Here is an 18192-nt window from a genome sequence, read left to right as displayed (position 1 = left end):
TGACAGGCCGCCGCCGGCGCGCCGCCCGGTTGGACACGGGGGCGCAGTACCCCTCGCCCCACGCGGGGGGGCCAGAGCGCTACTGCTCCGGGCCGGACCCCCGGCGGGGAGGACGGCCGGGCAGACGACCTCTGCCACCCGATCCGGGGTCCGGGCATGCGGGCGCCCCACCGCGGCCGGAACGTGCTTCAGGACGTGACGTCGCGGTGGGCGAAGTGGCGGAAGCCCAGCGCGGTGAAGACGGCGATGTAGACCAGCGACTGGATCACGCCGCGGAACAGGTCGCCGTCGTCGACCGGTGTCTGGAGGAGGTCGGTCCAGGCGAACTCCTCCGCCGTCGGGAACCAGTCGCGGATCGAGCCGAGCTGCTCGACCTGGTCCAGGATCGCGAAGACGACCATGGTGAAGACCGCCCCGCCCACCGCCGCCAGCGGCGCGTCGGTGAGGGTGGAGAACCAGAACGCCAGCGCGCCGACGACCAGCAGGTGGACGGCGAGGTAGCCGAGCATCCCGGCCAGCCGCAGCATGCCCTCGCCCTGGTCGATCCCGACCCCGACCGGCGTCCGGATGTCGCCGAAGCCGAACGCGATGCCCCCGGCCACCACCGCCACGGCCGCGAGGGTGAGCAGCGCGGCCACCGACTGCACCAGCGCGGCCAGCCACTTCTGCCGGAGCAGCCGCATCCGCGGGACCGGGGTCGCCAGCGCGTACCGCAGCGACCCCCACTGGGCCTCCACGGCGACCGTGTCGCCGAAGAAGAGCGCGTACACCACCACGAGGAAGAAGCCGGTGGTCGCGAACAGCACGAAGAGGGTGAAGTTCAGCCCGCTCGCCGTCGCGACGTCGACCAGGTTGATCCGGGTGTTCTCCGCCGCCTCCTCGCCGGCGCCCAGCTGCAGAGCGGCGATGAGCACCAGCGGCAGCGCCACCATGAGGGCGAAGACGCCGAGGGTCCGCCGGCGCTTGAACTGGCGGCGCAGCTCGACCGACAGCCGCAGGGTGCGCTCCGGCCGGTAGCCGGCGACCGCCCCGGTCGGCTGCACGTGCCCGGTGCCCGTCGTCGTCATGACTCCCCCACGAGCGCCAGGAAGGCGTCCTCGAGCCGGCGTCGCGGCGTGAACTGGTCGACGGCGATGCCCGCGGACACCAGGGCCTGCAGCACGTCGGCGCGGCGGGCCCCGTCCAGCTCGGCGACCAGCCCGTCGTCGGTGCGCGCTGCGGTGACGCCGGGCAGCGCGGACAGGACCGCGACCGCCCGGTCGGTGTCGGCCCCGTCGGCGAGGCCGACCAGCACCGAGCCACCGGCGCCGACGATCTCCTCGACGGTGCCCTGGGCGATCTTCTGCCCCTTGGCCATGACGACGACGTGGCTGCAGGTCTGCTCGATCTCGCTGAGCAGGTGGCTGGAGACGATCACCGTGCGCCCGGTCGCCGCGTAGTCGTGCAGCACCTCGCGCATGGCGTGGATCTGCGGCGGGTCCAGCCCGTTGGTCGGCTCGTCGAGCACCAGCAGGTCGGGCAGGCCCAGCATGGCCTGGGCGATCGCGACCCGCTGGCGCATGCCCTGGCTGTACCGGCGCACCGGCCGGTCGATGGCCGAGCCGAGGCCGGCGACCTCGATCGCCTCCTCCATATGCGCGTCCTCGGCCGGGCGTCCGGTGGCGGCCCAGTAGAGGGTCAGGTTGTCGCGGCCGGACAGGTGCGGCTGCAGGCCGGTGCCCTCCACGAACGACCCGAGCCGGGAGAGCACCGGCGCTCCGGGGCCGGCGGCGTGCCCGAAGATGCTGATCCGCCCGTCGGTGGGCTTGATCAGGCCCATCAGCATCCGCAGCGACGTGGTCTTGCCGGCGCCGTTGGGCCCGAGGAGGCCGAGGACCTGGCCGCGCCGCACCTCGAAGGAGAGGTCGCGGACGGCGACGAAGCCGTCCTTGTAGGCCTTGGTCACCCCGGTGAAGCGCAGCGGCACCTCCTCGCCGTCCGGTTCGACCTGCGAGATCTGCCGGTCGCGGCGGCTCCCCCACCAGCGGGCGGCCAGCCAGCCCAGCAGCCCGAGCGCGGCGAGGACGGCGAGCAGCACCCACCAGCGGGAGGTGCCGGTGGTGGACTCGCTGCGGCCGTCGACCTCGGGGGCGGCCAGGGTCGCCTCACCCGCGGCCACACCGTTCGGGGCGACGTCGGAAGCGAGCCCGACCGTGTAGACCGCCGCCTCGTCGGGCAGCGCGAACGCCTGGTCGGTCGAGGAGACCAGCACCCGCATGGTGTGGCCGGTCTCGAACCGGTGCACGATGCCCGGGAGCGTGACGCCGACCCGCGTCGGGGCGGTCGGGTCCGTGGAGAGACCGGTGAGGGACAGGGGCGCCACGAGCCCTCCGGGCAGGGTGGTCGCGCCGTCGGGGCCGATGTCGTAGAGCTTCGCGAAGAGGGTGGCGGTGCCGCTGGGCGAGGCCACCGCGAGGTCGACCGTCGAGGCACCGACGACCTCCACCGGGGCCTCCAACGGTGCGCTGTCGAAGGCGGCGAACTGGCCCGGGATCTCCGCGGTGGTGCCGCCCAGCGCGGAGGTGAGCGCACCGAGCCCGGGCACGGTGGTGAGCGCGGCGGGTGTGCCGCCGGCGGGCGTGACGACGGGCTGCACCGGGCCGGAGACGGTCACCGCCCGCCGCGCGGCCGGCTCGGCGCCGTCCAGCCCCGGGTAGGCCGCCGCCGCGACCGTCCGGCCGCCGCCCTGCACCCGTCCCACGGTGGCACCGAGGCCGGTGGGCGCGGGGAACTCGAAGCCGGTGCCGGGGTCCTCGCCCTGTCCCCGCAGGTGCCAGTCGAACCAGCCGGCGACCAGGTCGCGCAGCTCCTGCGCCTGCCGGTCCGACGAGGAGGCGTCGTGGCCGCCGGCGAACCAGACCACCTTGACCGGGGTCCCGTCCGCGGCGATCCCGCGCGCGTTCGCGTCGGCCTGGCCGAGGCCGAAGAGCGAGTCCTGCGTGCCCTGGACCAGCAGCGTCGGCACGTCGATGCGGTCGAGGACACCGGCGGGGCTGCTGCGGTCGAGCACCGCGGCGACCTCCGGCGTGAGCGTGCCGGTGGACGCGGCCGCCTGGTACGCCTGGCAGATCTCGATGCGGAACCGGCCGCAGGTGAGCAGCAGCTCGGCGGCCTCCGGGTCCGCGGCAGCCTGCTCGAGCAGGCGCTCGGGCAGCCCGGCCGGCAGTGCGGCGCCGCCACCGCCACCGCCGACGGCGTCCAGCAGGCCGCCCGAGGCCGAGCCGATGCCGAAGAACAGCCCGGACCACAGCTGCTTGTAGACGCCGGTCGCCCCCGTCTGCGGCACCGCTGCGACCGTGCCCGCCTCGAGCTCGCCGGTCTGCGACGGGAAGAGCGACGTGGTCAGCGAGTGCCAGGTGATCTGCGGCGCGATGGCGTCGACCCGCTCGTCGTAGGCGGCGCCGAGCAGGGCGAGCGCGCCGCCGTAGGAGCCCCCGGCCACACCCACCCGTGGGTCGCCGTCGGCGTCGAGCTCGACCTCCTCGCGCCCGGCCAGCAGGTCGAGCAGCGTGGAGAGGTCGGCGATCTCGTAGCGGGGGTCGTTCAGGCCGATCCGCCCGGTGCTCTCCCCGAACCCCCGCGCGGAGTAGGTGAGGACGACGTACCCGCGCTCGGCGAGGTCAGCGGCGTCGTCGGCGACCGAGCGCTTGCTGCCGCCGAAGCCGTGCGCGAGCACCACCGCGGGCGCGGGTTCGTCGGTGCCGGGCAGGTACAGCGTGGTGTCGAGCTCGACGGCGTCCTCGCCGGAGCCCGAGGGCACCCGCGCCTCCTCCGTGCGGACCTCCGCGGCGCCCGCCGGGGGCGCGAGCGCGATCGGACCGGCCGGCAGGGCGAGGGCGAGCAGGGCGGCGGCCGCGGCGCGCGCACCGGGGCGCGGGCGGGGACGCACGAGCCCGCGGAGGGAACGCACGCAGCCCCCAACGGGCGAGGGCCGGCCGGTGTTCCGCGGCCCGGGTCCGGCCGGGATCAGGGCTGCCAGTTGCCCGTGGCGACGACGACGAGCCCCGGTGCCGGGACGTCCGCCACCTCGAAGAAGCGCGGCGCGGGGCCGGCCAGCTCGGGGAACTGGTCGATGAGCTGCAGCGCGGCCTGGCGCTGCAGCTCGTCGCCCTCGGTGAAGTAGACGGTGGTGGCCGAGACGTCGGTGCCCGGGTAGGCGCCGACACCGGGCGACTCCCAGCCCCCGGCGACCACGGCGCCGGAGATCCTGGCGGCGAGGCCGGCGATGTTCGTCGCGTTGAGCACGGTGACCGGCACGCGCACCGGGGTGGTGATCTCCGGCTCCACGACCACCGGGTTCTCCGGCAACGGCGGGAGGGCCGCGGTGGGGACGGCGACGGTCGGCACGCTGTGGGGAGCGGGGACGACGGCGGCGGCCTCCTCCTTCTCCGGCGCGGTGACCGTGTAGACGCCGAGGACGGCACCGGCCACCACGGCCATGGCGACCAGGCCCTTGAGCACCCGGCGCGGCTTGCGCTCGGGCTCGTCGTCGAAGATCACCTCGGGGGTGCCGTTGCGCTTGGCCGCCTTGCGGCGCGCGGCGTCCGCGGCCTGCCGCTCGGCGCGGTAGGCGGCGCGACCGCCCTTGACCTCCCCCGAGCCCGGCGCGGGAGCCGCGGCCTCCGCCCCGAGGTCGTGGGCGTCGTCGTACCCGGGCTCGCCCTGGGCGAGGTCACCGTCGAGATCGGCCACCGAGTCGCGACGGGCGCTGATGCCCCGCTCCGGGATCGCCGTGGTGGCCGGCGACTCCACCACGACGGGCCCGAGCCGTGAGCGGCCCGTCTCGTCGGTGCGCGAGGGCTTGGTCCAGTCGCCGTAGGAGGACGAAGGCGCCCCGGACGGGGTGGTCTGCCGGGGCACGCGGGGAACCCGGGGCGCGGGAGCGCTTCGCCCCGGGCCACGGGTCGGGCCCGTGGTGACCAGCGGCTCGCCGTCGACCAGGAGCCCCGCCGGGCGCGCGGCCGGGCCCGCGAGGTGGGCGGCCGGTACGGCCGCATCCGCTCCACGGGGCGCCACGAGGTCACCGGGCCGGGCCGGGGCGGGAACCTCACCCAGGACGGCCGGCGCGGGCGAGGGCACCGCGCGGAACGGGGCGGCGCTGGTCTGCGGTGCGGGAACGCCCGCCGCCCGCGGGACGGCCGGGGCCGGAGCACCCCCGGCGCGCGGACCGGCCGGGACGGGCGGCAGCGGCAACCGGGAGCGGGAGACCTGACGGACCGGCTCGGCCGGGGCGTCCGCCACGACATCACGCCGGAGGCCGCCGCGGTCGCGCCCGGGAGCGGTCGGGTGGTCGCTCAGGTTGGCACCGGGGAAGGAGCCGTCCGAGGCGTCGGTCCGGCGCCGCCCCGCGGCCGGCGACACGTGTCCCTGACCCAGTTCGTCACTGCCTGACGCGGCGTGCCTGCCCACGGTGAGCAAATCTAATCCATGTCATTCGCCTTGCCCAGGACCTGCGCGGAGCGCGTCCGCTGCCGCGCCGTCCGCAGCCGGCGCAGGCGCCGGACCACGAGCGGGTCGGCGGCCAGCGCCTCCGGGCGGTCGACCAGGGCGTTGAGAGCCTGGTAGTACCGGGTCGGCGTCGTGTCGAACAGGTCGCGGATCGCCGTCTCCTTGGCGCCGGCACGCCGCCACCACTGGCGCTCGAAGCCGAGCATCTCGTGCTCGCGCCGCGACAGGCCCGCGCCGCCGGCCTGCACGGATCCCTCCCCTGACCCGTCGACCCGGGGCGGGGAGACCACGGGGGCTGGGTCGCTGTTCATCGTCGGACCATCTCCTGAGCTGCTCCACCGGCCGGGCGCTCCCGGCGGCTGGGCACGACGGTAGCGCCGCGCTCCGACGTTTCCGGCCTTCGCCGGACGGCGGGCGCGGCAGCCCGCTCAGGGGGTGGCGACCACCGCGTCGCGGGCCGCCCGCCGGGCCCCGGCCCGGGCGTGTCGCCAGGTGTCGGCGGTGAAGACCGCCAGCGCCACCCAGACGATGACGAAGCCGGCCAGGCGGGCGGGGGGCATGGGCTCGTCGTAGACGAAGACGCCGATCGCCAGCTGCATCAGCGGGGTCAGGTACTGCAGCAGGCCCACGGTGGAGAGCGGGATGCGGCGGGCCGCCGCGGCGAACAGCAGCAGCGGCACCGCCGTCGCCACCCCTGCGCTGGCCAGCAGGAAGGCGTGGCCGGTGCCCGCGTTCGCGAACGTGCCCGTGCCGCCGGCGTGCAGGACGGCGAGGACCGCACCGGCCGGGACCGCCACCAGCGCCGTCTCCAGGAACAGCCCCGGCGCCGCCTCGACCCGGACCAGCTTCTTCATCAGCCCGTACAGGGCGAAGGAGAGCGCCAGGCCCAGCGCGATCCACGGGGGGCGGCCGTAGTCGACGGTGAGGACCACGACGGCGACGGTGGCGATGCCGACGGCGACCCACTGCAGGCGGCGCAGCCGCTCGGCGAAGACGACGACGCCCAGGAGCACGCTGACCAGCGGGTTGATGAAGTAGCCGAGGGAGGTCTCCACGACCTGCCCGGAGTTGACCCCGTAGACGTAGATCAGCCAGTTGGTGGCGATCAGCACCGCTGCACCGGCCAGGACCAGGAGCGTGCGCGGGCTGGCGATCGCGCCGCGCACGTGCCCCCAGCGGCGGACGGCGGTGAGCACGAGCGCGACGAACAGCAGCGACCAGAGCACCCGGTGGGCCACGATCTCCAGGCCGCCGGCGGGCTCCAGGAGCGGGAAGTACAGCGGGAAGATGCCCCAGAGGGCGTAGGCGCCGAGCCCCGAGACCACCCCCAGGCGACGCTCGTCCACGGCGGCACCGTACGCCCGTGGCCGGGGCCGGCCGCACGCGACCGGAGAGGCCTACCGTCGAGGGCGTGAGCATGCAGCGCCCCGGCCCCCTGCAGTGGGTCTGGTACGCGTACGGCGGGGGGCTGCCCCGCGAGCTGGCGCCGTGGGTGCTGGCCGACACCACCTGCAGCACCTGGGTGTGGCGGCACCTGGCACGGGCCGTCGTGCAGCTGCTGCCGCTCGTCGTGGTGTGCCTGCTGCTCGTCCCCGTCCCGCTGGCCTACCGGGCCTCCGCGGCCGGCGGCGGGCTGCTGCTGGGGCTGCTGTTCTCGCTGGCCTACATGGTCGAGACCACCGAGCACCGCGTGGCCAAGGCGGGTTACGAGCCGGGGACGGCGGCCCGGCTGCGCGCCGAACGCGTCGAGCGGGCGCGGGTGGAGCGGCTGTCCCCGTACCGGCGCGACGGCGCGGGGAGCTTCGACTGAGCCGACGAGGGGACTCGAACCCCTAACCGCCCGATTACAAGTCGGGTGCGCTACCAGTTGCGCCACGCCGGCGGGACGTGGGGACAGGTCCCGGGACGAGTCTAGGGACCACGTCAGGGACGGCCGACGCCCCGGCGCCGGGGATCCCGGCGGTCAGGCGGCCTCGGTCTCCGCGCTGGGGTCGGCGCGCGGCGGGGTGCCGCGGACGAAGCCGGTCGGGTCGACGCTCCCCAGGGGCCCGGCGGCCAGCCAGCGGGCGAACCCGTCCGGGTCCCGGCGCTCCAGCTCGTCGAGCACCTGCGCCCGCCGGGTCACCAGCCGCTGCCGCACCGCAGGGGTCAGCGACCGCTGCAGCTGGACCCCCGTGCGGCGCCACTCCTCCCCCAGGGTCGCCGTCGACGCCCCGTCCACGGTGATCGCCGGCTCGCCCCCGGCGCCGGCCGGCGGCATTGCGCGGAGGGCCGCCTCGCGGCGGTCCCGGGCCCACCGGAGCGCGGCCCACCCGGCGGCGCCGAGCCCGACCAGCAGCAGCGCCACGGCCCCCCCGGCGAGCACCGCCGTCCCGCTCACCACCAGCAGCGCCCCGATCGTCACGGCCGCCGCCTGACCGGCCGACTCGAGCACCGACCGGCGCGCCGGTCGCGGCGCCTCGCGCGCCACCCCGGCGGCCACGCACCCGGCGAGCGCGCCGGAGACGCACACCGCCACCAGGCCCGGCCCCCGGAGCGCGATGCCGCCGACGACCGCCAGCACGGCGGCGCAGGCCACACCGAGGCCGATGAGGAACCGGACGAGAGGACCACGGACGGGCACGGACAGCTCCACGAGGCCGACGGGACGGGCAGCGGGCCGCAGGCGCGGTTCCCGGCTCAGGCCCGCCCACTACCCGCCTGCGAGGGCTGCTGCACACCGAGTTCCGCGACCGGCGCCCCGCTCCGCCGGGCGGCCAGGTGACCAGGCAGGATCGGCGTCGTGGGGTCCTCGGTCGTCGACGTCGACCTCCGCCTCGGCGCGGTCCTGGTCGCGCTGACCGCGCTGGCCGCCGTGAGCGGGCGGGTGTCCGGGCTCGGCGAGGGCCGGTCGGTCCTGGTCGCGGCGGGGCGCGCCACCGTGCAGCTCGCCGTCGTGTCGGCCGTGCTGCTGGTCGTGGTCGGGTCGCTGTGGCTGTCCGCGGCCTTCGTGCTGCTCATGGTGTCGGTGGCGACCGCCACCGCGGCCGGGCGGGCCACCGGCCGGCCGCTGCGCTCACCCGGCGCTCCCGGCCGGCTGGCGGCCACCGCCGTCCCGGTGGTCGGCGGCGCCGCGCCCGTGGTCGCCCTCGTGCTGGCCAGCGGCACCGTCCCGCTCCGCGGCGAGGCGGTCATCCCCATCGCCGGCATCCTCATCGGCGGCGCCATGACCGCCACCTCGCTCGCGGGCCGGCGCCTGCGCGAGGAGCTCGGCCAGCGGCACGGCGAGGTGGAGGCCGCCCTCGCGGTCGGGCTGCTCCCCCGCGACGCGGTCCTGCTGGTCGGCCGCCCGGTGGCGGGCACGGCGCTCGTTCCGCCGCTGGACCAGACCCGGACGGTCGGGCTGGTCACCCTGCCCGGCGCCTTCGTCGGCGTGCTGCTGGGCGGCGGCACCCCGCTGGAGGCCGGGGCGGCGCAGCTGCTGGTCCTCGTCGGGCTTCTGGCCGCCGAGGTGCTCGCCGTCTGGGCGGTCACCGAGCTCGTCGCCCGCGGCCGGATCCTCCCCGTCCCGCGCTGATCCGGGCGTCCAGGAAGCTCACAGCACTCCTCCAGCGTTGCACCAGAGGACGGGCCGACAGTGGGTTCCGACGCAGCGGCCGGACGGCTGCGAGGAGAGGAACGACGCGTGACCGAGCACCAGCACCAGTACCCCGGCGCGGGGCAGCAGTTCGCCTGGCAGCCGCCGGCGGCGCCGCAGCCGACGACCCCCCAGCCCGTGCTGGCGCCGGGCTACCAGGGCTACGGCGGGCTGCCGACGCCGCCGGCCGAGCAGCGCGCCCCGCGCCGCGGGAGCCGGCTGCGGATCGGGCTGGCCGGCCTGGTGGCCGGTGCCCTGATCGGCGGCGGCGCCGGAGCCGGTGTCGTCACGCTGCTCGACGAGCCGGCCGCCGGCACCGGTTCGCCCGCCTCCGCGCAGAGCGTGACCATCCAGAACCCCGACCGGGCGACCACCGCCACGGCCGCCGCCGCCAAGGCCGCGCCGAGCGTCGTCACCGTGTACGTGAGCAGCGGCTCCGGTGCGGGCAGCGGCTCCGGGGTCGTGCTGACCGCCGACGGTTACGTGCTCACCAACAACCACGTCGTCGCCGATGGGGCGAGCGGGAACGGCTCCGTCCAGGTGCGCACCTCCGACGGCACCCTCTACGACGCCCAGATCGTGGGCACCGACCCCGCGTTCGACCTGGCCGTGCTCCGCCTCGACGGCGCGCAGGACCTCGTCCCCGCCACCTTCGCCGACTCCGACGAGGTGCAGATCGGTGACGTCGCCGTCGCCATCGGCGCCCCGCTGGGGCTGTCGAACACCGTGACCGACGGCATCATCAGCGCCACCGGCCGCGCCGTGGCCACCGGTTCGACGCAGGACGACGCCACCGTTCTGGACGCGATCCAGACCGACGCGGCGATCAACCCCGGCAACTCCGGCGGCGCGCTGGTCGACGGCGCCGGTGAGGTCATCGGCATCAACACCGCGATCGCCACCGTCGCCTCGGGCACGCCCGGCGGGCAGGGGCAGAGCGGCAACATCGGCGTCGGCTTCGCCATCCCGGGCAACACCGCGCAGCGGGTGGCCCAGGAGATCATCGAGACCGGCACCGCGACCCGCGCCTACCTGGGCGTCCGGGCCGGCACCGCCGCCGACGACCAGAACCGCGAGGTCGGCACCGGCGCCGAGGTGGCCACCGTGGAGCCGGGCAGCGCGGCCGAGGAGGCCGGGCTGCAGGTCGGTGACGTCGTCACCGCCGTCGGGCAGCGCCCGATCACCACGTCCACCGAGCTGACCGCTGCCATCCGCAGCCGGACCCCCGGCGAGACGGTCGAGCTGACGGTGCGCCGCGGGGCGGACACCCGCACCATCGAGGTCACCCTGGGCGAGACCAGCTGAGACCCCGGCGACCACCCGACCCGGCTCCCTAGGCTGGGCCGGGTGGCCGCCCCCCGACTGACCGTCCCCCTGGCCGGCTCGCTCGACGACCCGGCCAGGGCGCGCGACCTGGCCCGGATGAAGCGGCTGGCGACCGGCCTGTTCCTGCTGGCCGCAGCAGTCTTCCTGGCCTGCGTGCTGCTGGGCGAGGACGCCGGGGCGTGGGTCGGCTACGTCCGGGCGACGGCCGAGGCCTCCATGGTGGGGGCGCTGGCGGACTGGTTCGCCGTCACCGCGCTCTTCCGGCACCCGCTGCGGCTGCCCATCCCGCACACCGCGATCATCCCGCGCAAGAAGGACCAGATCGGCGAGAGCCTGGGCAGCTTCGTGCAGGAGAACTTCCTGACCCGCGCCGTCGTCGCGGAGAAGCTCGCCACGATCGACGTCCCCGGCCGGCTGGGCGCCTTCCTGGCCGCCCCCGGGCGCGCCGAGCGGCTGGGCGGTGATGCCGCCACCGCGCTCACCGGCATCACCCAGCTGCTCAAGGACGACGAGGTGCAACCGGCCGTCGCCGCGCTGGTCGAGCGCAAGCTGCACGAGACCCCCGCCGCCCCGGCGCTGGCCCGGGTGCTGGAGCTCGTGGTCGACGGCGACCGGCACCAGGAGGTGCTCTCCGCGGCCATGCGGCTCATGTCCCGGTTCCTCGACGAGAACCGGCTGGTGTTCCGGGCGCAGCTGGGTGACGCCTCCCCCGCCTGGGTGCCCGACTGGGTGGACGACCGGGTGTTCGACCGGGCCTTCACCGGGGTGCACCGCTTCCTGGCCGAGGTCGCCGCCGACCCCCGCCACGAGCTCCGCCGCGCCTACGACGCCCGGCTGCGCGCCTACGTGCACGCCCTGCGCACCGACCCCGCCGCCGCCGCGCGGGTGGAGGAGTTCAAGCACGAGGTGCTGGCGCACCCCGCGGTGCGCGACTGGTCGGGCTCGCTCTGGACGACGGCGAAGGACGCGGTGCTGACCGCCGCGGCCGACCCGACGTCCCCGCTGCGCGCCCGCGTGACGGCGCTGATCCTCGACGGCGCCCGGCTGCTGCGGACCGACCCGACCGTGCGCGAGCTCGTGCAGCGGCACAGCGGCCAGGTGGCGGGCTACGTCGCCGAGCGCTTCTCCGGTGACCTCGCCGACCTGGTCAGCAGCACCGTCGCCCGGTGGGACACCGACGAGACCAGCCGGCGGATCGAGCTCCAGGTGGGCCGCGACCTCCAGTGGATCCGGGTGAACGGCACCGTCGTCGGCGGCCTCGCCGGCCTGGTCATCTACACGGTGGCCCAGCTGCTCGGCTGACCTCATGGCCCCGGCCGGGCGTCAGGCCTGGATGTAGTCGACCAGCTGCTGGCGCTCGGCCTCGAGCTCGTCCAGCCGCGCCTTGACGACGTCGCCGATCGAGACGATGCCGACCAGGACGCCGTCGGCGACGACGGGGACGTGCCGCACCCGGTGGTCGGTCATCGTGCGCGCGAGGCCGTCCACGGTCGCGTCGGGCGGGCACACGTGCACCTGCGTCGTCATCACGCTGGACACCGGGTGCTCGAGGAGGTCGCTCCCCCGGTCGTGGAGGCCCCGGGCGACGTCCCGCTCCGAGACGATGCCGTCGACCCGGCGGCCGTCCGAGGAGACGACGAGGGCACCGATCCCCCTCTCCGCCAGCAGCGCGAGGGCCGACCGGATGCTCGCGGACCCGTCGATGGTGGCGACCTCCGACCCCTTGCGCCGGAGCAGTTGGCTGATGCGCACGCTGCCCTCCTCGGAACGGTGGCCGGGAGTGTCCTCCGGGTCCCCGAAGGGGCGCAACGGTCCGGCGCGCGGGGTCGCTAGCGGGCCGCGCCCGGGCTGCGGCGCTGCGCCGCCTGGTAGAGGGCGATCCCGGCGGCGACGCTGACGTTGAGCGACTCGGTCCCGCGCGAGATCGGGATGCGCACGACGACGTCGCACTTCTCCCGCACCAGCCGCGACAGCCCGGTGCCCTCCGCGCCGACGACGAGGGCGACCGGGTCGGCGAACCCGTCGTACTCGTGCAGGTCGACGTCGCCGTCACCGGCCAGGCCCACGGTCTGCAGCCCGGCGTCCTGGTAGGCGGCCAGCGCCCGCGGCAGGTTGACCGCCCGGGCGACGCGCAGCCGGGCCGCCGCACCGGCGCTGGTGCGCCACGCCGAGGCCGTCATCCCCACCGCGCGGCGCTGCGGCACGACGACGCCGTGCGCGTCGAAGGCGGCCGCCGACCGGACGACGGCGCCGAGGTTGCGCGGATCGGTCACCCCGTCCATCGCCACGACCAGGGGGGCCCGGCCCGAGTCGCGGGCGATGTCGAGCAGGTCGTCGGGGTGCGCGTAGTCGTACGGCGGCACCTGCAGGCCGATGCCCTGGTGCAGGGCGCCCTGCGCCATGCGGTCGAACTCGGCCCTGCCCACCTCGAGCAGCGGCAGCCCGCGGTCGGCCGCCAGCGCGAGGGCCTCGGTGATCCGCTCGTCGGTACCGCCGCGCGTGGCGTCCCCGGTGACGACGTACAGCGCCGTCGCCGGGATCTGCGCGCGCAGCGCCTCGACGACGGGGTTGCGGCCGAGCAGCAGCTCCGGCGCCTCCTCGGCGCGCTGGCGGGCCCGCGCCCGGTCGGCCCGCTGGCGCTCCTGGGCCTGCGCGCGGCGCTGGGCCGGGTGCCCGTACCGCTGCTCGGCCGGCGGGGTGGCGCCGCGGCCGGCCAGCGACCGGCGGTTCTTCCCGCCGGTACCGGCGGTGGCGCCCTTCTTGCCCGCACCGGTCGTGCGGCCACGGCGCTGGCTGTTGCCGGCCATCAGCGGGTCAGCTCCCATCGGGGTCCCTGGGGGGTGTCCTCGACGGAGACGCCGAGGGCGGCGAGCCGGTCGCGGATCGCGTCCGCCGCCGCGAAGTCCTTGCGCGCCCGGGCAGCCTGCCGCTGCTCGAGCGCCAGCGCCACCAGCCCGTCGGTGGCCTGCGCCAGCCGGTCGTCCGAGCCGGCCGCCCACTGCGGGTCGAGCGGGTCGAGCCCGAGGGCGCCGAGCATCGCGCGCACCGAGCCGAGGGTGCCCGCGACCGCCCGCTCGTCCCCGTCGGCCAGCGCGGTGTTGCCCTGGCGCACCGTCTCGTGGATCGCTGCGATCGCCGCCGGGGTGCCGAGGTCGTCGTCGAGCGCGTTGCCGAAGTCGGCGCAGAGCACGGGGGCCCCGGCATCCGCGCCGACCCGCTCCGCCGCTCGCTTCACGAACGACTCGATCCGCCGGTAGGCCTGCCCGGCCTCCTCGAGCGCCGCGTCGGTGAACTCGATCGTCGACCGGTAGTGCGGGGCGACCAGGTAGTAGCGCAGCTCGACCGGGCGCACGCGCTGCACCACCTCGTCCACGAGCGCTGTGTTGCCCAGCGACTTGCTCATCTTCTCGCCGCCGAGGGTGACCCAGCCGTTGTGCATCCAGTACCGGGCGAACCCGTCGCCGGCCGCCCGGGACTGCGCCTGCTCGTTCTCGTGGTGCGGGAAGCGCAGGTCCAGGCCACCACCGTGGATGTCGAACGCCGCGCCCAGGTACTTGCCGGCCATCGCCGAGCACTCCAGGTGCCAGCCCGGGCGGCCACGCCCCCACGGGGTCGGCCAGGAGGCCGTCGCCGGCTCGGCGGGCTTGGCCGCCTTCCAGAGCGCGAAGTCGCGGGGGTCGCGCTTGCGCTCGTCGCTGTCGGTGTCGGCGGCGGGCTCCAGGGCGTCGAGCCGCTGCCCGGTGAGCTGCCCGTACTCCGGGAAGGAGCGGACGTCGAAGTAGACGTCACCGTCGACGGCGTAGGCGTGCCCGCGGTCGATCAGCCGCTGCATGAGCTCGACCATCTCCGGGACGTGCCCGGTGGCGCGCGGCTCGTACGTGGGCGGCAGGACGCCGAGGACGTCATAGGCGCGGGTGCTGGCCCGCTCGTTCTCGAACGCCCAGGCCCACCACGGGACGTCGTGCTCGTCGGCCTTCGTGAGGATCTTGTCGTCGATGTCGGTGACGTTGCGGACGTAGGTGACCTGGAGGCCGCGCGCCATCAGCCAGCGCCGCAGGACGTCGAAGGAGACCGCCGCCCGGACGTGCCCGACGTGCGGCGGGCCCTGCACGGTGAGGCCGCAGACGTAGACCGACGCGTGACCGGCACGCAGGGGCGTGAAGTCGCGGACCGCGCGGGCGGCCGTGTCGTACAGGCGGAGGCTCACTGCCGGAAGTCTACGGAGTCGGCGCGGGCCCTTCCGCCGCCGGCGAGGGCTCCTCCCCCGTCCGGACCACGAGCGCGGTCGCCACGGCGGCCCGACCCTCCCCCCGGCCGGTCAGGCCGAGGCCGTCGGTGGTGGTGGCCGCCACGCTGACCGGCGCTCCGAGCGCGGCCGACAGCGCCGCCTCGGCCTCCGCCCGGCGCGGGCCGAGCCTCGGGCTGTTGGCGATCAGCTGCACCGACGCGTTGCCGATCTCCCAGCCGAGGCCGGTCACGACATCGCGGACGTACTCGAGGACGGCGATGCCGGCGGCCCCGGCCCAGCGCGGGTCGTCGGTGCCCAGCAGGCCGCCGATGTCACCGAGACCGGCCGCGGACAGCACGGCGTCGGTGAGCGCGTGGGCCACCACGTCGCCGTCCGAGTGGCCGGCGCAGCCGTGGGTGGCCGGCCAGTCGAGCCCGGCCAGGCGGCAGGGCCGCCCCGCGACCACGGGGTGGACGTCGGTGCCGATGCCGACGCGGGGCAGCACGGTCACGGGTGCACCTCGCTCGCGGTCAGGCCGACGCTCAGCTCGGCGAGCGCCAGGTCGTGGGGAACGGTGATCTTGGCGGATCGCTCGTCACCGGGGACGGTGCGCACCGGGACACCGGCGGCGCGGACTACGGCGGCGTCGTCCGTGAACGCGGCCGCGTCGTCGAGGGCGGCGTACGCGGCGACCAGGGTGGCGCGGTCGAAGCCCTGCGGGGTCTGCACCCGACGCAGCGGCGCACGGGGGACGGCTTCGGCGACCACCCCGTCGTCGTCCACCAGGACGGTGGTGTCGACGACCGGCAGCACCGGGACGACGGCGCGCGCGCCACCGGCCAGGGCATCCAGCACCCGGGCCACGGCGTCGGGCGGGGTGAGCGGCCGGGCGGCGTCGTGCACCAGGACCGCGTCGGCCAGCGGGCCGGCCGCGGCGAGCCCCGCGCGCACCGATGCGGTCCGGGTGGCCCCGCCGTCGACGAGCCGCACCGCCCCGGGCAGCGCGGCGGCGAAGGCGGCTCGTTCCGCGGGCGGGACGGTGACGACCACCTCGGCGACCCCACCGGCGAGCAGGGCGTCGACGGCCCAGGCGACCAGCGGCCGCCCACCGAGCTTCACCAGCGCCTTCGGCTGCGCAGCCCCCAGACGCGAACCGCTCCCGGCCGCTGCGACGATGGCGACAGCGTGCACGGGAGCGGTTCGGTGGGATGTGCGGGAGCGCGGAGCACTCAGCTGGCGAGGACCTCGTCGAGCAGGACCTCGGCCTTGTCCTCGTTCGTGCCCTCGGCGAGCGCGAGCTCGCTCACCAGGATCTGGCGGGCCTTGGAGAGCATCCGCTTCTCGCCGGCGGAGAGGCCGCGGTCCTTGTCACGGCGCCAGAGGTCGCGGACGACCTCGGCGACCTTGTTCACGTCGCCGGAGGCCAGCTTCTCGAGGTTGGCCTTGTAGCGGCGCGACCAGTTCGTCGGCTCCTCCGTGTGCGGGGCGCGGAGCACCTCGAACACCCGGTTGAGCCCCTCCTGACCGACGACGTCACGGACGCCGACGATCTCTGCGTTGTCGGCCGGCACGCGCACGGTGAGGTCGCCCTGGGCGACCTTCAGCACGAGGTAGGCCTTCTCTTCACCCTTGATCGTGCGCTTCTCGATCGCCTCGATGAGCGCGGCACCGTGGTGCGGGTAGACGACGGTCTCGCCGACAGTGAAGCCCATGTGGATGTGACCCCTTTCGCTCCCCCAAGGTTAGCACGGCAGACTGACCAACGGATCGGCGCCGGGCAGTAAATATGCAGGTCAGCGGCTTGGGTCGACGCGTCGGAGGGGTTGACAGACCGTGGTTGATGTGCCTGCGGGCGCCGCCCGGCCGGGCGCGACGACCCGCGCGCTGGTCCGCGCGACCCACCTGGGGCCGACCGTGGCGGTCACCACCGTGGCCACGCTGCTGGCCGTCGCCGCCGACGTCCCGCCGGCGCGCACCGCCCTGCTCTGCGTGGCCGTCCTCGCAGGTCAGGCCTCCATCGGCTGGAGCAACGACTGGCTCGACGCCGACCGCGACCGCGCCGTCGCACGGGCGGACAAGCCGGTGGTGCAGGGCGCCGTCGCGCCGGCCACGCTGCGGAGCGCGGCCCTCGCCGCCGCCGCCACGACCGTCGTCCTCTCGCTCGTCCTGGGACTGGTCCCCGGCGCCCTCCTGCTGCTGCTCGTCGCGAGCGGCTGGGCCTACAACGCCGGGCTCAAGCGCACCGCCTGGTCCGGCGCGGGCTACGTGGTGGGTTTCGGGGCACTGCCCGCCGGGGTGGTCGCCGCCGCTCCCGGGACACCCGCGCCCCCGTGGTGGCTCGTGGCGGCCGGCGCGGCGCTGGGCGGGGCGGCCCACCTGGCCAACGTCGCCCCCGACCTCGAGGAGGACCTGGCCACCGGCGTCCGCGGGCTGCCGCACCGGCTCGGGGCGCGGGTCTCCGCGGGCTGCGGCGCGCTGCTGCTGGCCGGCGCGACGCTGGTGCTGGTCCTGGGCCCGCCGGGGCCACCGGGGCCCGCCGGCTGGGCCGCCCTCGCCCTGGCCGTGCCCGCCGCCGCGGTCGCCGCCCTCGCGGGCACACCGCGCTTACGTGGCCTCGCCTTCCCCGCCGTCATGCTGCTGACGGTGCTGGACGTCGCCCTGCTGGTCGGCAGCGGTTCGAGCCTGGCCTGACCGGCTCCGGAGGCGTCGGGTCGCGACGCGGACGGCTCCCTGCGGGCAGGCCCGTCGGGCGACCGATACGCTCGGCACGTCTCCGCGCCACCGACTCCCCGGTGGCCGGCACGGTCCTGCTGGAGGTCGACAGCCGTGAACCGCGCTCTGCGCGCCGCCACGATGGGCGTTCTGCTCTTCTCCCCCTTCGCCCTCTCGGCGTGCAGCGCCGGCCAGGTCACGCAGACCGCCGAGCAGGAGCGCGACAAGGTCGGCGCGACCGCCGAGGTGAGTGATGACATCGTGCTGCGCCAGATCGCCGTCGCCGCCCCGGAGGACGGCGAGTACCCGGCGGGCGGGGACGCACCGCTCCGGCTGGCCATCGTCAACACCGGCCAGGAGGACGACACCCTGACCGGGGTCTCCGGTGAGGGCTTCGGCGACGTCGAGATCGACGCCGGGAGCGCCGCGTCCCCCAGCGCGCAGCCGCCGGGCACCGGCGCCGGCTCCACGGAGGACACGGGCACCACCGCAGGCGACGGCGAACTGGTGATCCCGGCGGGTTCCTCCGTCTTCCTCGGCGGGGACGGCGACGCCGCGATCACGCTCACCGACCTCGACGAGCCGCTCACCACCGGCCGGATCCTCGAGCTGACGTTCACCTTCGAGAACGCCGGCGAGGTCACCACGGTGGTCCCGGTCGCCGCGTTCGAGGAGTTCCGCGAGCGCGACGAGTCCTTCGACTTCCACCACGAGGAGGAGGGCGAGACCGGCGGCGCCGCCGAAGAGGGCAACCGGGAGAACACCGAGGTCGCCGGCGGCGGCAACCCCGAGAACTGACCACCACCCACGCTCCACCCCGCGA

The 18192-nt window shown here is 76.0% G+C and carries 18 protein-coding genes and 1 tRNA gene; 6 read left to right on the top strand and 13 right to left on the bottom strand.

The window, feature by feature from the left end; translation table 11 throughout:
• Positions 1-188: 188 nt before the first annotated feature.
• The 5 genes from ACI79W_RS16470 to rarD all read right to left on the bottom strand — a co-directional run bounded on the left by ACI79W_RS16470 (position 189) and on the right by rarD (position 6833).
• Complete coding sequence (locus ACI79W_RS16470; protein WP_456563166.1) at positions 189-1067, bottom strand: ABC transporter permease; 879 nt, start codon at positions 1065-1067, stop codon at positions 189-191.
• Positions 1064-3928, bottom strand: a complete 2865-nt coding sequence (locus ACI79W_RS16465; RefSeq protein ID WP_456563165.1) for an alpha/beta fold hydrolase — start codon at positions 3926-3928, stop codon at positions 1064-1066. Before ACI79W_RS16465 ends, ACI79W_RS16470 begins: the two co-directional genes overlap by 4 nt.
• Positions 3929-4005: 77 nt before the next feature.
• On the bottom strand, positions 4006-4899 hold the full coding sequence (locus tag ACI79W_RS16460) for a LytR C-terminal domain-containing protein (protein WP_456563164.1): 894 nt from the start codon (positions 4897-4899) through the stop codon (positions 4006-4008).
• 560 nt (positions 4900-5459) lie between these two features.
• Positions 5460-5798 (bottom strand): DUF3263 domain-containing protein, encoded by a 339-nt coding sequence (locus ACI79W_RS16455; RefSeq protein WP_456563163.1) that lies wholly within the window; start codon positions 5796-5798, stop codon positions 5460-5462.
• Between the two features lie 117 nt (positions 5799-5915).
• A complete protein-coding gene (gene rarD / locus ACI79W_RS16450; protein ID WP_456563162.1) occupies positions 5916-6833 on the bottom strand; it encodes an EamA family transporter RarD in 918 nt (305 codons plus the stop codon).
• 71 nt (positions 6834-6904) lie between these two features.
• On the opposite strand from rarD, the gene ACI79W_RS16445 reads away from it, so the two are divergent.
• The gene (locus ACI79W_RS16445; RefSeq protein ID WP_456563167.1) at positions 6905-7297 is read left to right on the top strand and encodes a DUF5313 family protein; all 393 of its coding nucleotides are present in this window, start codon (positions 6905-6907) and stop codon (positions 7295-7297) included.
• On the opposite strand, the gene ACI79W_RS16440 is transcribed toward ACI79W_RS16445, so the two are convergent.
• Positions 7297-7369 (bottom strand) — tRNA-Thr (locus ACI79W_RS16440). The two genes, ACI79W_RS16445 and ACI79W_RS16440, sit on opposite strands and share 1 nt — an antisense overlap.
• An 81-nt stretch (positions 7370-7450) precedes the next feature.
• Positions 7451-8122: a hypothetical protein gene (locus ACI79W_RS16435; RefSeq protein WP_456563161.1), complete on the bottom strand. Its 672-nt coding sequence runs from the start codon at positions 8120-8122 to the stop codon at positions 7451-7453.
• 147 nt (positions 8123-8269) lie between these two features.
• Here ACI79W_RS16435 and ACI79W_RS16430 point away from each other — a divergent pair, with 147 nt between their 5' ends.
• From ACI79W_RS16430 to ACI79W_RS16420, 3 genes are all read left to right on the top strand, one after another.
• Positions 8270-9043 carry an ABC transporter permease gene (locus tag ACI79W_RS16430; RefSeq protein WP_456563160.1) on the top strand — a complete coding sequence of 258 codons (774 nt, stop codon included), beginning with the start codon at positions 8270-8272 and terminating at the stop codon, positions 9041-9043.
• 108 nt (positions 9044-9151) lie between these two features.
• Complete coding sequence (locus ACI79W_RS16425; RefSeq protein WP_456563159.1) at positions 9152-10408, top strand: S1C family serine protease; 1257 nt, start codon at positions 9152-9154, stop codon at positions 10406-10408.
• Positions 10409-10450: 42 nt separating this feature from the next.
• Complete coding sequence (locus tag ACI79W_RS16420) at positions 10451-11731, top strand: DUF445 domain-containing protein (protein ID WP_456563158.1); 1281 nt, start codon at positions 10451-10453, stop codon at positions 11729-11731.
• 21 nt (positions 11732-11752) lie between these two features.
• Here the strand turns inward: ACI79W_RS16420 and ACI79W_RS16415 are convergent, their stop codons facing one another.
• The 6 genes from ACI79W_RS16415 to ACI79W_RS16390 all read right to left on the bottom strand — a co-directional run bounded on the left by ACI79W_RS16415 (position 11753) and on the right by ACI79W_RS16390 (position 16369).
• Positions 11753-12181, bottom strand: a complete 429-nt coding sequence (locus ACI79W_RS16415) for a CBS domain-containing protein (protein WP_456563157.1) — start codon at positions 12179-12181, stop codon at positions 11753-11755.
• 77 nt (positions 12182-12258) lie between these two features.
• Positions 12259-13254, bottom strand: a complete 996-nt coding sequence (gene rlmB, locus ACI79W_RS16410; RefSeq protein ID WP_456563156.1) for a 23S rRNA (guanosine(2251)-2'-O)-methyltransferase RlmB — start codon at positions 13252-13254, stop codon at positions 12259-12261.
• Positions 13236-14636 (bottom strand): cysteine--tRNA ligase, encoded by a 1401-nt coding sequence (gene cysS / locus ACI79W_RS16405; protein ID WP_456563155.1) that lies wholly within the window; start codon positions 14634-14636, stop codon positions 13236-13238. Before cysS ends, rlmB begins: the two co-directional genes overlap by 19 nt.
• Before the next feature lie 10 nt (positions 14637-14646).
• On the bottom strand, positions 14647-15168 hold the full coding sequence (gene ispF / locus ACI79W_RS16400; protein ID WP_456563154.1) for a 2-C-methyl-D-erythritol 2,4-cyclodiphosphate synthase: 522 nt from the start codon (positions 15166-15168) through the stop codon (positions 14647-14649).
• On the bottom strand, positions 15165-15848 hold the full coding sequence (gene ispD, locus ACI79W_RS16395; protein WP_456563153.1) for a 2-C-methyl-D-erythritol 4-phosphate cytidylyltransferase: 684 nt from the start codon (positions 15846-15848) through the stop codon (positions 15165-15167). The genes ispF and ispD overlap by 4 nt, the downstream gene beginning before the upstream one ends.
• 38 nt (positions 15849-15886) lie before the next feature.
• Positions 15887-16369, bottom strand: coding sequence for a CarD family transcriptional regulator (locus tag ACI79W_RS16390; RefSeq protein WP_091929357.1), 483 nt, complete (start codon positions 16367-16369; stop codon positions 15887-15889).
• Positions 16370-16499: 130 nt separating this feature from the next.
• On the opposite strand from ACI79W_RS16390, the gene ACI79W_RS16385 reads away from it, so the two are divergent.
• Positions 16500-17348: a UbiA family prenyltransferase gene (locus tag ACI79W_RS16385; protein ID WP_456563152.1), complete on the top strand. Its 849-nt coding sequence runs from the start codon at positions 16500-16502 to the stop codon at positions 17346-17348.
• Between the two features lie 135 nt (positions 17349-17483).
• Positions 17484-18167: a hypothetical protein gene (locus ACI79W_RS16380; RefSeq protein ID WP_456563151.1), complete on the top strand. Its 684-nt coding sequence runs from the start codon at positions 17484-17486 to the stop codon at positions 18165-18167.
• Positions 18168-18192 lie beyond the last annotated feature (25 nt).

It is taken from the genome of Blastococcus sp. SYSU DS0533, from assembly GCF_054050775.1.
Note: the sequence above shows the minus strand (reverse complement) of the source record. Positions and strands in the feature narration are given on the sequence as shown.

Excerpts from the sequence above, each read along its gene's own strand:
- ACI79W_RS16470 (WP_456563166.1), bottom strand. The coding sequence starts at position 1,067 with ATGACGACGACGGGCACCGGGCACGTGCAGCCGACCGGGGCGGTCGCC.
- ACI79W_RS16455 (WP_456563163.1), bottom strand. The coding sequence starts at position 5,798 with ATGAACAGCGACCCAGCCCCCGTGGTCTCCCCGCCCCGGGTCGACGGG.
- ACI79W_RS16445 (WP_456563167.1), top strand. The coding sequence starts at position 6,905 with ATGCAGCGCCCCGGCCCCCTGCAGTGGGTCTGGTACGCGTACGGCGGG.
- rlmB (WP_456563156.1), bottom strand. The coding sequence starts at position 13,254 with ATGGGAGCTGACCCGCTGATGGCCGGCAACAGCCAGCGCCGTGGCCGC.
- ACI79W_RS16390 (WP_091929357.1), bottom strand. The coding sequence starts at position 16,369 with ATGGGCTTCACTGTCGGCGAGACCGTCGTCTACCCGCACCACGGTGCC.